The sequence below is a fragment of the Bacillus sp. TE8-1 genome, from assembly GCF_008368855.1.
GTDB lineage: Bacteria > Bacillota > Bacilli > Bacillales > Bacillaceae_G > Bacillus_A > Bacillus_A cereus.
On record NZ_QPET01000004.1, the window covers coordinates 1 to 14,850 of the forward strand.

Sequence of the window (14,850 nt, forward strand, 5' to 3'; positions counted from 1 at the left end):
TCTCAGGATAAGCAGCAAAGTGCTAAACAAGAGGACTCTTCTCAGGATAAGCAACAAAACTCTAAACAGGAGGATTCCTCTCAAGATAAGCAACAAAGTGCTAAACAAGAGGACTCTTCTCAGGATAAGCAACAAAACTCTAAACAGGAGGATTCCTCTCAAGATAAGCAACAAAGTACTAAACAAGAGGATTCCTCTCAAGATAAACAACAAGGTGCTAAACAAGGTGATTCGTCTCAAGATAAACAACAAAACGCTAAGCAAGATGAACCTTCTCAAAGTAAGCAACAAAACTCTAAAGGTAATAGTATTTATGATTTTACGAAACCAGAAAAAGACCGTATCCATTCTTTACAAAATTTAATAGAGAAGCTGAAAAAATCTAGTGATTTTGTGAATTATCATACATCCGACGATGAAACGATGCCTTATTGGATTTCTTACTATCGTCCTTCGCTTGATGGAGAGAAATTACAAAAATATTTAATGCCTACTCTTTTGGAACGACCTAATGCTTCACTAGAAGAGCTGAAAGAACATATTCCAATGAGCGGCATTACAATTACGAACGACTTACAAAAAATTGAGGATATGGTTTTAAAGGGGCATGCGATTATTCAATTGAATCAGCAAGATCAAAAATGTATGCTTGCAAACATTGCAATTGATAATTATCGTGCACCAACCCCTCCTTTAAACGAATCAACTGTTATCGGACCACAAGAAGGTTTCGTAGAGGATATTGATACAAACATTAATTTAGTTCGAAAACGTCTTCCTGTTTTAGATTTACAAACAAAAGAAATGATTATTGGCGAGTTTTCCAAAACAAAAGTTGTCATGATGTATTTAGACAACCTCGCTGAAAAAGATAATGTAGATTTTCTCGAGGAATCATTACGCGCTCTTGAATATGATCAAATTAATGATAGTGCTTATTTACAAGAATTAATGGGTGAAAAATCGATTTTCCCTCTCTATATCAATACAGAACGCACTGATAGAGTTACAAAAGCACTAATCGATGGTAAAATCGCTATTTTTGTCGACGGTTCTCCAAGTGTTTTACTAACACCTGTATCCTATTTTGATTTTTTCATTTCACCAGAAGACTACAATGTCTCCTGGATGTACGCTACATTTTCAAGGATTTTAAGATTAATTGCCGTTCTATTTTCAATTTGCGCTACACCGTTATACGTTGCAGTTTTAAATTATCATTATGAACTCATTCCAAGTGATTTACTTGAAACTTTAATTTTATCAAGAGCACAAGTACCATTCCCGCCTTTAATTGAAGCACTCTTTTTAGAACTTGCAATCGACTTACTGAGGGAAGCTGGCGCGAGGTTACCGATGAAAGTTGGTCAAACGCTCGGTATTGTAGGCGGTATCGTAATCGGGCAAGCATCTGTACAAGCTGGTTTAACGAGTAATATTTTATTAATTATCGTTGCCTTATCAGCACTCGCTTCCTTTATTACACCTATTTACAAAATGGGTAATGCGGTTCGATTACTACGCTTCCCATTTCTCATATTTGCAGAAATAGGAGGACTTTTCGGGATTTCTCTTGGATTTATCTTCTTATTTACGCATCTATTTAGACTTACTTCTTTACGCAAGCCATACGCTTTGTTCTACCCAACAAGACAACAATCTGTTAAAGATTCTTGGATTCGTTTCCCTTTAACAATGATTGATACAAGAGATGTACAAGCAAGACCACAACATGTAAAAAAAGCAGCGAAAGGAATTTCAACAAAACATAGATCGGACTTTGATGATTAAGAAATGAGGTGCATTCGATGAGTAAAGTTAAAGAAAAATATCAAATATCTCCTATCTTCGTTTTCTTCTTAATTCACGGTGCACAGTTCGGTGCTGGCGTTCTCGGCTTCGCTCGAATCATCGCAAAGGCCGCTGGATACGATGGATGGATGGGCGTTCTAATCACAGGCCTCTGTATCCATCTCCTTATATGGATGATGTATTTTTTATTAAAAGAAACAAATGGAAATTTAATTGATTTACAAAGGCAAACGTTTGGAAAGTGGATAGGGAATGTCTTTAATATCATGTTTGCAGCTTATTTTTTAATCGTCAGTATTTCGGTTATTCGAACGTATGTCGAAATTATTCAAGTATGGATGTTTCCTACCGCTTCCACCTTTATGTTAACACTCTTTTTGTGCTTAGTTAGCTATTACATTATCTCTTCTGGATTTCGTGTAATTACCGGTATTTGCGTCATCTCTATTGGTGGTACATTAGGATATTTATTTCTAAGCTTATTCGTTTTGAAATATTCACATTGGGATAATTTACTGCCTATATTCACACATTCTTTTTCAGACATTTTAAAATCCGCTCAACTGTCAATCTACAGTATGACCGGTTTTGAGATTTACCTCATGGTGTATCCATTTGTGAAAAAGCCTATGCAATCTCATAAATATGCTCAGCTTGGAGCACTATTTTCAAATCTTCTATATCTATTTAGTACCCTTTTAGCCTTTGCATTTTTTAGTGAGAAACAATTGTTAAAAACGATATGGGCCCAACTTTCTATGACCCAAGTCATTCAATTACCATTTATAGAAAGACTCGAATATATTGCAATTTCAGGCTATGCACTCGTTATTATTTCAAGTTTTATCCTCCCTTTATGGGCGTCAATGAGAGCAACTCACGAAATATTCCGTGTAAAACAAAGAGGTGTTTTAATCGCTTTTATCTTTATCACTCTCATTGTTTCGCAACTTTTAACAAACAGACAAGATATTAATAACTTTATTAGTAATGCATCGAAAGTTAGTTTTTGGCTCATTTATGTATACATCCCAATTCTATTTATTATTGTGTGGGTGAAAAGAAAATGGAAAAAATCAAAAGCACAAGCAAATTAATACTTATTTCTTGTATAACATTCTTCAGTCTAACTGGATGTTTACAAAAAAATATTATCGATGATGTACAACTTATTCAAGGAACCGTATTTGACGTTGCAAAAGATAATAAAGTAAAAGTGACATTCGTTTGTCCCATTCAGAAAAAAGGAAATAAAGTTCAAGTTTTTGAAGGAACTGCAAATGCGGTAAAACAAGTAAAAGCAAACACATCTTTAGAGTCTTCTCAACCTTTTGCTAGCGGGCAAATGCGTGTCGCTCTATATACGATCAGACTTGCAAAAAAAGGAATGTCTACTTCATTCGATACATTACTTCGAGATGTAAACATAGGGAACGCTTTATATGTTGGTTTATTAGAGGGGAATGGTACTGAACTTTTAAAAGGCAAATATTCGACTTCATACAACGTTGCCATTTATATAAAAAAGTTGCTAGAACATAATATGGAGACCGGTCCTTTACCAACTGATAATCTGCATGTAGGAGCATTCCGTTATTATCAAGAAGGGCAAGACTACTATATTCCCATTCTAAAGATGCATGGTGATAAAATAAAAATTACCGGAATTGGCCTTTTTAAAAAGGATAAATATATCGGTAAAATTGCGGAAAAAGATATGTTCATATTTAAAGGACTATTAGAGAAACATAAATTAGATTCACATGAATTTAAAACAGATTCTGCGTACGTAATGATTAATAATATTCGTTCTGTTCCAACTTACGATATAAAAATTAAAAACGGGAAGCCTTCCTTTTTCATTCACGTTCGTCTTGATGCACGTATTCAAGAACTATCAAAACAAATTAACTTAGAAAATAACAAGAACACAAAAAACATTGAAAAAGATATCCAAAAACAATTAGATAAACAAGCTGCTAAGTTAATTAAGCAACTTAAATCTTTAGGCGTCGATCCTCTCGGGCTAGGTGCAAAGTATAAGCAACATTATCGCCCATTCAAATTAGAAGAATGGAGACAAATGTATAAAGATGTTCCGGTTCATATAAAATACACCGTAAATATTACAAATTCTGGTGTCATTGAATGAGAAATGATTGAACTCCTCTCTCCAGCATGATACAACGGAGAGAGGAGTTTTTTATTATCAAATAGAGAGAGAAGATATTTATGGGGGAGCTTATGTCTAAAAAATTAGTAAAGCCTATTTTAAATGGTATTTTATTTCTCGGTGTCTTTTTATTTGCTCATACATACTTAAAAAATGTTTCCTTCACACGTTACTTACTTGTCGTTATACCAATGTTACTGGTCGGTATTTTTGGCATCGATCTTATTTCATCCCTTTTAATAAAAAAAGAAGAATAACGAGCGAACATCTTATTTCGATAAGATGTTCTTTTCATTTCACAATCACCTTATGTTACAATAAACTTCGGCATAACGTAAGAAAGGATGAAACAACATGACAAACGAAAAAGGTTTAGATAAAGGATACGAACTTGTTGCGAAAATGCATGAAGTATTCGGACATCCTGTGACAAATACTCCAACAAAATTAACAGAAGAGCGTGCAAAAATCCGTGCAAGTTTTATGCAGGAAGAACTGGAAGAATTTCTAGAGGCGACGACTGTTGAAGATCAATACGATGCACTAATTGACCTTATTTACTTTGCATTCGGAACATTTGCCGAAATGGGCGTACGTCCTGATAAAGGATTCGAAATTGTAAATAACGCAAACATGGCAAAACTATTCCCTGACGGGAAACCTCGATTCCGCGAAGGTGACGGTAAAATTCTAAAACCTGAAGGCTGGCAAGCACCAGAACCACAACTTCGTGCTGAAATCGAACGTCAACGCCAAGAAGCTGAAAAAAACTGCTAGGATTTCCTAGCAGTTTTTTATTATGTCTTTTTTTCTGGCAATCATTAATGACCCACGTGTCCCGCATGTCCTGCAGCTCCACTAATACTAGCCGCTCCCGCTGCTGCCCCCGCTCCTCCTGCTCCAATTCCACCTGTCCAAGGAGAAGATTGTTGTTGTTGATACTGTTGGTATTGTTGGTATTGTTGGTGTTGTTGGTGTTGTTGGTGTTGTTGGTGTTGTTGGTGTTGTTGGCCTTGGTAACCTTGATGACCATGTTGACCTTGGTGACCGTGGTGGCCTTGATGGCCGTGGTGATGTACTTGTTGTTGATGATGTCCATGATGACCGTGGTGACCTTGGTGGTGATGGTGGCCATGATGACCATGTTGACCTTGGTGGCCGTGGTGGCCATGGTGACCATGTTGATCTTGATGAATTTGATAAAGAACAGCCTGCGGATGTATATGATGGTGGCCGTGGTGATGTACTTGTTGTTGATGATGTCCATGATGACCGTGGTGACCTTGGTGGTGATGGTGTCCATGATGGCCATGGTGTCCTTGGTGGTGATGGTGTCCATGATGGCCATGGTGACCTTGGTGGTGATGATGTCCATGATGGCCATGATGACCGTCGTGGTGGCCATGGTGACCGTAAAAACCTTGTGGATAACCACCTACTCCGCCTGCCACAACACCTACTCCCGGTACCGGAAATCCTGTTTGTACTCCTCCAACGAAAGATGGGAATGTAGTTGGTACGCCTACTGGTACTCCTCCCGCTGCTCCGCCTACAAATGTTGGGATTCCTGTTTGCACTCCAGCTACTGATGATGGAAATCCTCCTGTTAATGTTGGAATTCCAGTTTGTGCTCCAGCTACTGATGTGGAAAATCCTCCAGGTGTTCCACCCATCCAGCTCGGAATTCCGCCATATCCTTGTTGTCCGCCTCCCATTAACATCATTTGTTCATAACTATCCGATCCACCTCCGAAAAAGCCATGTGGTGCATTATTGTCCATCCCTTTCATTCCTTTCACCTCTTCTACTCAATTTAGCCTACCTTTTTTATCATATTTCCTATAGAAAAATAGGTGTTTGTCTGTATTGGAATTCCGCTCTTTTATTTGTACGTATTGGAATAATTGAAAACTTAGACTAGGGTGATCCAGAGATTATTTTCTACACAAAAAAGCTCAGAGTATACATACTCTGAGCTTTTATTTAGAATAAATTAATTTGCAACAACATTAACAAGTTTTCCAGGAACAACAATTACTTTACGAACTGTTTTCCCTTCAATTTGGTCTTGAATTGCTTCAAGTGCAAGTTGTTCCATTTCTTCTTTTGATGCGTCTTTACTCATTGTTAGTTTTGCGCGAACTTTACCCATAACTTGAACAACAATTTCAACTTCATCTTCTACAAGTTTAGACTCATCAAATGTTGGCCAGCTTGCATATGTGATTGTTTCATTGTATCCAAGTTTGCTCCATAGCTCTTCCCCGATATGAGGTGCAACTGGTGCAATCATTTTTACGAAACCTTCTACATATTCTCTTGGAAGTGTTTCAGCTTTGTATGCCTCGTTGATGAATACCATCATTTGAGAAATCGCTGTGTTGAAGCGAAGCTCTGCATAGTCTTCTGTTACTTTCTTCACTGTTTGATGGTAAGCTTTTTCAAGCTCTTTATTTGGTGCGTCAGTAATTTTCTCACTTAATTCACCGTTATCTTGAACGAATAGACGCCATACGCGGTCTAGGAAACGACGAGCTCCGTCAAGACCATTTTCAGACCAAGCGATTGAAGCATCTAATGGTCCCATGAACATTTCGTATAGACGAAGTGTATCTGCACCGTGGCTTGCTACGATATCATCAGGATTTACAACGTTACCTTTTGATTTACTCATTTTCTCGTTGTTTTCACCTAGAATCATACCTTGGTTGAATAATTGTTGGAATGGCTCTTTCGTTGGAACTACACCGATATCATATAATACTTTATGCCAGAAACGAGCATATAGTAAGTGAAGTACGGCATGTTCTGCACCACCGATATAAATATCAACTGGAAGCCATTGTTTTACTTTTTCAGGATCTACAAGTGCTTCGCTATTGTTTGGATCGATGTAACGTAGGTAGTACCAGCAGCTACCAGCCCATTGCGGCATTGTGTTCGTTTCACGACGACCTTTTTTACCAGTCTCAGGATCAACAACATTTACCCACTCGTCAATGTTAGCAAGTGGTGATTCACCTGTACCTGAAGGACGGATGTTTTCTGTTTTCGGAAGAACTAATGGTAATTCCTCTTCTTTCACAGCTGTCATTGTACCATCTTCCCAGTGAATTACTGGAATTGGTTCACCCCAGTAACGTTGACGGCTGAATAACCAGTCACGTAGACGGTACGTTACTTTTTGATTTCCTGCGCTCGTTGCTTCAAGCCATTCAATCATTTTTGCGATTGCTTCTTCTTTATTTAATCCATCAAGGAATGCTGAGTTTACGTGTGCACCATCACCTGTGTACACTTCTTTCGTAATATCTCCGCCTTTTACAACTTCCTTCATTGGAAGATTAAATACTGATGCGAATTCATAGTCACGCTCATCGTGAGCTGGAACTGCCATTACAGCACCTGTTCCGTAAGTTGCAAGAACATAGTCAGCGATCCAGATTGGTAATTTCTCACCGTTTACTGGGTTAACTGCGTAAGCACCAGTGAATACACCAGTTTTCTCTTTCGCAAGTTCTGTACGCTCTAGGTCACTCTTCATTTTTACAGCGTTAATGTAAGCTTCTACCGCTTCTTTTTGTTCTGCTGTTGTAATTTCTGCAACAAGTGCATGTTCTGGAGCTAGTACACAGTATGTTGCACCAAATAATGTATCAGGGCGCGTTGTGAAAACTGTGAATTTCTCGTCTGTACCATCGATGTTGAAGTGTACTTCTGCACCTTCAGAACGACCGATCCAGTTACGTTGCATATCTTTTAAGCTTTCAGGCCAATCAAGCTCATCTAGATCTTCTAATAGACGATCTCCATAAGCTGTAATTTTTAACATCCACTGTCTCATCGGACGACGCTCAACTGGATGTCCACCACGCTCACTCTTACCGTCAATGATTTCTTCGTTTGCAAGTACTGTACCAAGTGCTGGGCACCAGTTTACAGGTACTTCATCAACGTAAGCTAAGCCTTTTTCAAATAGTTTTAGGAAGATCCATTGCGTCCACTTATAGTAGTTTGGATCTGTTGTATTTACTTCACGGTCCCAATCGTAAGAGAAACCTAATGATTTAATTTGGTTACGGAACGTATTAATATTATGCTCTGTAAATTCAGCTGGGCTGTTTCCAGTATCAAGTGCATATTGCTCTGCTGGAAGACCAAATGCATCCCATCCCATTGGATGAAGAACGTTATATCCTTGCATACGCTTCATACGAGATAAAATATCTGTCGCTGTATAACCTTCTGGATGTCCTACGTGTAAGCCTGCACCTGATGGATATGGGAACATATCTAGTGCATAAAATTTTGGTTTTTCTGTCTCATCTGGCGTACGGAATGTTTTATTCTCTTCCCAGTACCCTTGCCACTTCTTCTCAATTTCTTGATGATTAAAGCTCATGAGATACCCTCCTTGAAATTCTATTTATTTTCACCGCCCAAAATACAAAAAACCTCTCATCCCTAGAAAGGGACGAGAGGTTATAGATTCCCGCGGTACCACCCTAAATTAATGTACAAATATACATTCGCTTAGATCCGTAACGTGGATTAACGGCAATTGCTACTATTAGTTTCACAACTGCAACTCAAAGGCGAGTTCATAACGAAACGTGGATTGACTTGCACCGACCGTCAACTCTCTAAACCAGCTTCTATTACTACTACTCCTTCTCACTGTTATTACACATATAAGTTAAGTGAACTATCCTTCACTTAGTATCTCTTAAGAGCTTACTTAAAGCGAGGACTTCTCGGTTAATCGTTACTCTTAATAACTAACGAATTCATCTTAAGACAGCCGAGCTATCTCCCTTGTTCTAAAGGTTGTTTTATTTAAATATATTCTAAAACATGTTACATGTTCCGTCAAACTAAACTGCAATTTTTTCTTCAACTGTTTCTTCTACTTTTACTCGTTTATCATAAATGCTCGTTGCTATAAGCGCTACTACAAGCATTACCATGATTGCTATAAACAATACTTCCATATTGTATAAATCCACAATTGCTCCGCCAACGACCGGCCCGAACATTTTCCCTACAGTCGCCGCACTATTTACAACCCCTTGATAAAACCCTAATTTATCTTTTGGTGCAAGTATATTTGCAATCGTTGGAACCGCAGGCCATACAAATAACTCACCTATTGTTAATGTTACCATCGCAACGAGGAACATCGTAAATTGCTGCGCTTGGCTTAACACAATGAATGACGCCGCAAAAATGAAAATCCCAATCATAATTTGCTGTTTTAAAGAACGCTTCATCCAACGAATTAGCATACTAACAAGTGGCTGCGCACAAACAATCATCGCTCCGTTTATCGTCCATAATAAACTATAGTGACGAAGGCTAATATTCAATTCTTGCATATGTGTTGCAATCGCTCCTTGCCACTGTACGTATGTAACCCAGCATAAAGCATATGCTACACACACGATAAGAAGTGCTTTAAATCCAGGTGTAAGTGACCACCCTTTTTTCGTTTCGACTTCTTTTTGCACTCCTGGCTCTTTCTTGTCTTCCATACCGCGGAATCCAATAAAAGCAATTAAGAAGAAAACAAAGTATAAAATAAAGTTCGCTAAGAAAATATAATCAAAACGATACGATGCAACTAATCCACCACATGCTGTTCCGATCGCAATACCAACATTTTGTCCAACGTACATCGCATTAAATGCCCGTCTTCCGCCTTCTGGCCAAACCGTACCAACCATCGCATACATCGATGGGAAGACCATTCCAGAACCGAAGCCGATTAACGCTAGCCACACAACATATAACGGCCAACCGTGGAAGAACACAAGACCTAAAATCGATACAAGTGTAATCACAATCCCTACTAAAGTTGATTTATAACCGCCCCATTTATCAAATAAAACACCGCCGAGCAAGTTTCCGATTACACCAGTAAGCGAATTGATCATTAATACCATTCCGGCCACAGATAAAGATTTTCCTAGGTGATCATGCAAATAAATTGTATTAAAAGGCCATAAAAAAGAAGCACCCGTGACATTAATAATCATCCCAGCTACTAATAGCCATACTTTCCTTGGCATAGTTTCCCCTCCTATTCTATTTTTTTCGTTCATATATATAACAGTAAAATTGTAGTCGTTTTTAAATAGGAAGGCAACTGATTAATAGTTGATGAAATTCAGATAATGGTTCGACGGTAAATGAAATTATACTGATTGTTTCTTGGATTATATCAGCGATTATTAAAATATATCGACTTACCGACAAAAAATGACAACAGTAACAATGTATAAAGAGGCTGCATGAACTTCATGCAGCCTCTTTATACTATCCAACTTCCTTTTCTCGCTTCGCACGTTCTTTAGCACTCCATTTAAACACCTTATCTAGTAGCGAGTATATTCTCCCAGACTCTTTCGTTAATAATGGGTCCTAACGATGCCAATATTAAAACATATAAAGCAGAGAACGGTTTAATCGCTGCCATTAAGCCGCCCGCGATTCCAATATTCGCGACGATAATGGAAAATTCTCCGCGTGATACAAGTGTTAAACCGATATTCGTAGAAGCCTTATGCGATAACCCAGCTTTACGCCCCGCAACCATTCCAGCAGTAAAATTACCGATAAGAGTAATGAAAACTGCTCCTAATGCCAACCACACTGCTCCTCCAAGTGAAAATGGGTCTATACTTAAACCGAAGCTGAAAAAGAATATAGCTCCAAAGAAATCACGAAACGGAACAACGAGCTGTTCCATTCGATCACTATGCTCTGTTTCAGAAAAGACGAGCCCCAATAATAATGCTCCAATCGCCTCCGCGACATGAATCGTTTCTGAAAATCCTGCTACAAAGAACAAAATAGCGAATATTACGATAATAAAAATTTCATTGGACGAAATATCTAACATTTTATTTAAAAATCGTGTAGCTTTTCTAGCAACTACAAAGAATAGTAGCATATACCCTACTGCGATTAAAATAGATGTAAGAGCCCCTACAAGTGACGTTGCCCCTCCGAGTACTAATCCTGAAACGACCGATAAATATACGGCTAAAAAGATATCATCAAACATAATGATTCCTAAAATTAGCTCCGTCTCTTTATTACCAGATCTTCTTAAATCAACAATTACTTTCGCAACAATTGCACTCGATGAAATTGTTATGATCCCAGCAATAATTAATGTTTCTAATAAGGGGAAACCCATTATATATCCGTAAAGTAAACCTAATATAAAATTAAGCGATATATGAACAGTTCCCCCAAAAGCAATTGACTTTCCTGATTTAATTAATTTTTTAATTGAGAATTCTAAGCCTAAATAGAATAAGAGGAATATAACGCCAACACGGCCGAGGAAGGAAATAACTTCTCCGCTTTCAATAAATCTTAAATCGATAAGCCCTAAATCTGGGGCATGGGGCCCCACTAGCATACCGAGTATAATGAGAAACGGAATAATCGAGAACTTTAACTTTGCAGCGAGAATAGCTGCAAAAGCGACTAATACTAACGCAGTCCCAACTTCAAAGATTAAAGTATCCATCGATTATGAATCCCCTCCTACTGAAAGCAACTCATTAATAATTCTTTTTACTTCATGTCTTTCGCCTGATAGTACGAGCATATCGCCAGCTTCAATGATAGAATCTGGGCCTGGATTAAAGAACTTCTTCATATTCTTTTTCAAAATAGCAATAATCGTTACGTTATATGTGTTTCGGACATGTAAACTACCAATTGTTTTTTGTACGACTGGTGCATTATTTTCCACCTTAAACCACTCAATTGATAATCCTTCAAAGGCCATTTCAATCGTATCTAAAGCTTGTGGTCTATATACCATTCCGCCCAATATAGCTGCAATTTGTCTCGCTTCGGAATCACGAAGAGAGACGCTTGAAATACTCTCCTCATGATCAGCATCAAAATGGTACATTTCTCTTCGACCATCATCATGAATAACGATAACCATCTTTTCATTACCTTTTGTAATCACTTCAAACTTACATCCAATACCCGGCAGTTCGCTCTCTCTAATATTCATATTTTCCGCCTCCTAATTTTTTAGTTACGGCTTTTATAAATCGACATCAATCTCCGTTTTAAAGGTCTCATCCTTTGAGATGCCTAAATACTTTAGCGTCTCTGATGGAGTCGCGTGATGGAAATGTTTTTGCAATAACGCAATCGCTATCCCTCTTTTGTACGCATGAAATCCGAACGTTTTTCGCATTGAATTCGTTCCGATCTTACCAACAACTCCAACTGCTTCTGCAGCATTATGAATTACACGATACGCTTGTTGACGCGTAATTGAATTTGGCGTTTTATTAGATTGAAATACGTAATTTTCTCTTTTAACGCCAATAGATTGCACGTAATCTAAAAGCGCTTCTTTTACTTTTGTATTTAAATAAATATCTTGTTTAAATTTTTCATCTTTCACAGGAAGAGTATAAAACTCTTTAACAGTCCCGTCTTCATTTAATACATCTTCAAATTTCATGCTAAGTAGTTCTGTAATTTTTAATCCTGTGTTAATTCCAATAACAAATAAAAGATAATCTCGCTGGGAGTGCTCTTTTAAATATTTTTTCATAGCCTCAATTTGGCTTATATCTTTTAATGCCTCTACAACTTCCATACATGTATTCTCCTCATCTTATGAACGGTAATTTTCTCATTATGTTGTCCATTTTACCTTATCATGCTATGAGATTTCCATGTGTTATCCATTATTTTCACAATATACTCAGGTGGTTCTGGAAACTTTCAATGTGGAAACTTACGATTGTATAAATACGTTGCGGTAAAAAATGTGGGGATAAAAGTTCAGCTTCTTTCTACAGATTGGATTCCTCCTTTCCTTATACAGCTACTTCTACTTTTATATTACGTTACTTACTTGCATTATATTATATATTTCAGTAACATTAAAGTGTTTTTTCTGAAAATAATAAAAACCGAGCGTTTTTGCTCGGTTTTTATTATTAATCTTCTTTCGGAAGAACAATTCCTTTATACAATTGAACTGTAATGAAGTAATAAATCGCATAAATAACTACGAAAATTACGATTGGTACCCAAATACGGAAGTACGGATCGATTAAAATAAATCCGAAAATATTCATACCAACTAATACGTGAGCGATACCCACAATTGCTGGGAATAAGAATACTAAGAATAACTCTTTATAAATTGATTTCGTTAATAACTCACGGCGCACACCGATTTTACGGAGCATTTGATAACGCGTAATATCTTTTGATGCACCAGAAAGAATTTTAAACATAAGACAGCTTGCCATCATTGCTAAGAACGCAATTCCAAGGAAGAATCCCATAAATACTGTTCCACTCGCAACGCCGTATAACATGTCGTAAGTTTGATATTTACTATTTAATCTTTCAGCTTTTACATTTTTATATTTATCTAGCTGCAACTCGTCAAGTTTTTTCCATTCTTTTGTATATGCTAAGAAATCATCTGCTTTTCCGATAAATGCTATACCTTCTTTACCATTTATCCCATCGTACATTTTTTGATCTACAATTTTAATTGCATGATCTTCATATATATAATACGGATGAATTGTGCTAAAAGCATCAACCCATTCTTCTGGAAGTTCTTTAGCGTTCGCATCTTTTTCATTCATTTCTCTAGAAACTGCACCTACTGGTAGCTCCTGTGAAACCTTCTTTGTATTCACTAAATCCTTCATCGACTTCATATTTGTCATATCTTTTACGAAAGGACGATTTTTTTCTAAATCTTCTTTTACATAATAAACGTATTTATCATCAACTTTGTAGCGATATTCATTTTTTTCTTTAAATGTAATACCGTCTAAAATTTTCTTTTCTTCAGCTGTAGGATTATGAACAACTGAGTCATAGATTACTAAACCCTCAGACAGTTTGATAGCGTTATTTTTAAACGCCATACCACCTGAAATTGCACCTGCTCCAAGAGCAACTAACATCGCTACTGTAGCAAGAACCTTTGTTAAACTATTAATACGGAAGTTTAATTGTGCAAATGTAAAAGCGTTAAGTCCTTTTTCACTACGCTTTTTATTACTCTTTAACTTTTTAATAAAGACCGGGAGAAGTGATCCAAACAGCATGTAAGTACCAGCTGTCGTTGTAATTAATGCAATAATGATTCCCATTTCTCTTAGTTTTTCCATGTAAATCATTGATGCATAGCCCATTCCTAATAAAATAACCGCAAGGAATGCAACTACACCTGTCATTTTTCCTTTTACTGCAACACGTTCTGTTTGTGCGTCTGCATGTACAAGTTGCAGGACAGAAATACGTGATAATTTAATACTGTTCATAATTGCCGATAATACAAATAGTGCAAAGAAGAAGATGCACGTAACAGTCATAGATGGCAGGTAAAATGCTTTATAGCCTTCACCAGCAAATTCTAATTGTTTCATTAATAATTGACCGATACCTTCTGCAAGTCCTACACCAACTGCAATTCCAATTGCAAGAGACGCGGCGCCTAATACAATTGTCTCAATAAACATAAGTAATGTAACTTTATGCTTTTTTGCTCCTAACATCATATACATACCAAACTCTTTTTGACGAAGAGATAGTAAGAAAGAGTTCGCATACAAAATATAGAAGAACGTTATAATAGCTAGTAAAAATGAACCTGCTTGGAATACAAATCCAATTTGACCAATAGTAGAATTTTCCTTAAGGAAGGCCTCGTTTAACGCTAATGTTTGGAACATATAAAAAATTGAAATGGACATGACAAGACCAACAAGTAAGACGATATAATCTTTTAGCTTACTCTTTAGTCCTGACATGGAAAGTTTGAATAACATGCTCTAGAACCTCCTTTC

At 37.2% G+C, this 14,850-nt stretch carries 11 protein-coding genes, 1 pseudogene and 1 other annotated feature; of the genes and pseudogenes, 5 read left to right on the forward strand and 7 right to left on the reverse strand.

Features of this window, described 5'->3' with window-relative positions:
- From DN404_RS04260 to DN404_RS04280, 5 genes are all read left to right on the forward strand, one after another.
- Positions 1-1,791, forward strand: a 1,791-nt coding sequence (locus DN404_RS04260) for a spore germination protein (protein WP_149214759.1), incomplete at its 5' end; no start/stop codon positions are given.
- Between the two features lie 17 nt (positions 1,792-1,808).
- Positions 1,809-2,909, forward strand: coding sequence for a spore germination protein (locus DN404_RS04265; protein WP_149214760.1), 1,101 nt, complete (start codon positions 1,809-1,811; stop codon positions 2,907-2,909).
- Entirely contained in the window at positions 2,879-3,964 is a 1,086-nt protein-coding gene (gene gerHC / locus DN404_RS04270) for a spore germination protein GerHC (RefSeq protein WP_149214761.1), read from the forward strand. Before DN404_RS04265 ends, gerHC begins: the two co-directional genes overlap by 31 nt.
- A 92-nt stretch (positions 3,965-4,056) precedes the next feature.
- Positions 4,057-4,242: a hypothetical protein gene (locus DN404_RS04275; protein WP_000038781.1), complete on the forward strand. Its 186-nt coding sequence runs from the start codon at positions 4,057-4,059 to the stop codon at positions 4,240-4,242.
- A gap of 97 nt (positions 4,243-4,339) precedes the next feature.
- On the forward strand, positions 4,340-4,762 hold the full coding sequence (locus tag DN404_RS04280; RefSeq protein ID WP_000180554.1) for a pyrophosphohydrolase domain-containing protein: 423 nt from the start codon (positions 4,340-4,342) through the stop codon (positions 4,760-4,762).
- Positions 4,763-4,806: 44 nt separating this feature from the next.
- Here DN404_RS04280 and DN404_RS04285 read toward each other — a convergent pair whose 3' ends face one another.
- The 7 genes and pseudogenes from DN404_RS04285 to DN404_RS04320 all read right to left on the reverse strand — a co-directional run bounded on the left by DN404_RS04285 (position 4,807) and on the right by DN404_RS04320 (position 14,832).
- Complete coding sequence (locus DN404_RS04285) at positions 4,807-5,775, reverse strand: hypothetical protein (protein WP_149214762.1); 969 nt, start codon at positions 5,773-5,775, stop codon at positions 4,807-4,809.
- A gap of 203 nt (positions 5,776-5,978) precedes the next feature.
- Positions 5,979-8,387 carry a leucine--tRNA ligase gene (leuS, locus tag DN404_RS04290; RefSeq protein WP_102955983.1) on the reverse strand — a complete coding sequence of 803 codons (2,409 nt, stop codon included), beginning with the start codon at positions 8,385-8,387 and terminating at the stop codon, positions 5,979-5,981.
- A 65-nt stretch (positions 8,388-8,452) separates the two neighbouring features.
- Positions 8,453-8,672: a binding site (T-box leader), on the reverse strand.
- A 187-nt stretch (positions 8,673-8,859) separates the two neighbouring features.
- Positions 8,860-10,053 (reverse strand): MDR family MFS transporter, encoded by a 1,194-nt coding sequence (locus DN404_RS04295; protein WP_001137561.1) that lies wholly within the window; start codon positions 10,051-10,053, stop codon positions 8,860-8,862.
- A gap of 247 nt (positions 10,054-10,300) precedes the next feature.
- A pseudogene (locus tag DN404_RS04300) lies at positions 10,301-11,525 on the reverse strand (cation:proton antiporter).
- A 3-nt stretch (positions 11,526-11,528) separates the two neighbouring features.
- Positions 11,529-12,026: a cation:proton antiporter regulatory subunit gene (locus DN404_RS04305; protein ID WP_001026053.1), complete on the reverse strand. Its 498-nt coding sequence runs from the start codon at positions 12,024-12,026 to the stop codon at positions 11,529-11,531.
- A 33-nt stretch (positions 12,027-12,059) separates the two neighbouring features.
- Positions 12,060-12,626, reverse strand: coding sequence for a tyrosine-type recombinase/integrase (locus tag DN404_RS04310; RefSeq protein WP_000454210.1), 567 nt, complete (start codon positions 12,624-12,626; stop codon positions 12,060-12,062).
- Positions 12,627-12,972: 346 nt separating this feature from the next.
- Positions 12,973-14,832 (reverse strand): FtsX-like permease family protein, encoded by a 1,860-nt coding sequence (locus tag DN404_RS04320; RefSeq protein ID WP_006924867.1) that lies wholly within the window; start codon positions 14,830-14,832, stop codon positions 12,973-12,975.
- Positions 14,833-14,850: the final 18 nt, after the last annotated feature.

Coding starts and splice junctions, on each gene's coding strand:
- DN404_RS04310 (WP_000454210.1), bottom strand. CDS start 12,626: ATGGAAGTTGTAGAGGCATTAAAAGATATAAGCCAAATTGAGGCTATG.
- DN404_RS04265 (WP_149214760.1), top strand. CDS start 1,809: ATGAGTAAAGTTAAAGAAAAATATCAAATATCTCCTATCTTCGTTTTC.
- DN404_RS04280 (WP_000180554.1), top strand. CDS start 4,340: ATGACAAACGAAAAAGGTTTAGATAAAGGATACGAACTTGTTGCGAAA.
- leuS (WP_102955983.1), bottom strand. CDS start 8,387: ATGAGCTTTAATCATCAAGAAATTGAGAAGAAGTGGCAAGGGTACTGG.
- DN404_RS04305 (WP_001026053.1), bottom strand. CDS start 12,026: ATGAATATTAGAGAGAGCGAACTGCCGGGTATTGGATGTAAGTTTGAA.
- DN404_RS04275 (WP_000038781.1), top strand. CDS start 4,057: ATGTCTAAAAAATTAGTAAAGCCTATTTTAAATGGTATTTTATTTCTC.
- DN404_RS04320 (WP_006924867.1), bottom strand. CDS start 14,832: ATGTTATTCAAACTTTCCATGTCAGGACTAAAGAGTAAGCTAAAAGAT.
- DN404_RS04285 (WP_149214762.1), bottom strand. CDS start 5,775: ATGAAAGGGATGGACAATAATGCACCACATGGCTTTTTCGGAGGTGGA.
- gerHC (WP_149214761.1), top strand. CDS start 2,879: ATGGAAAAAATCAAAAGCACAAGCAAATTAATACTTATTTCTTGTATA.
- DN404_RS04295 (WP_001137561.1), bottom strand. CDS start 10,053: ATGCCAAGGAAAGTATGGCTATTAGTAGCTGGGATGATTATTAATGTC.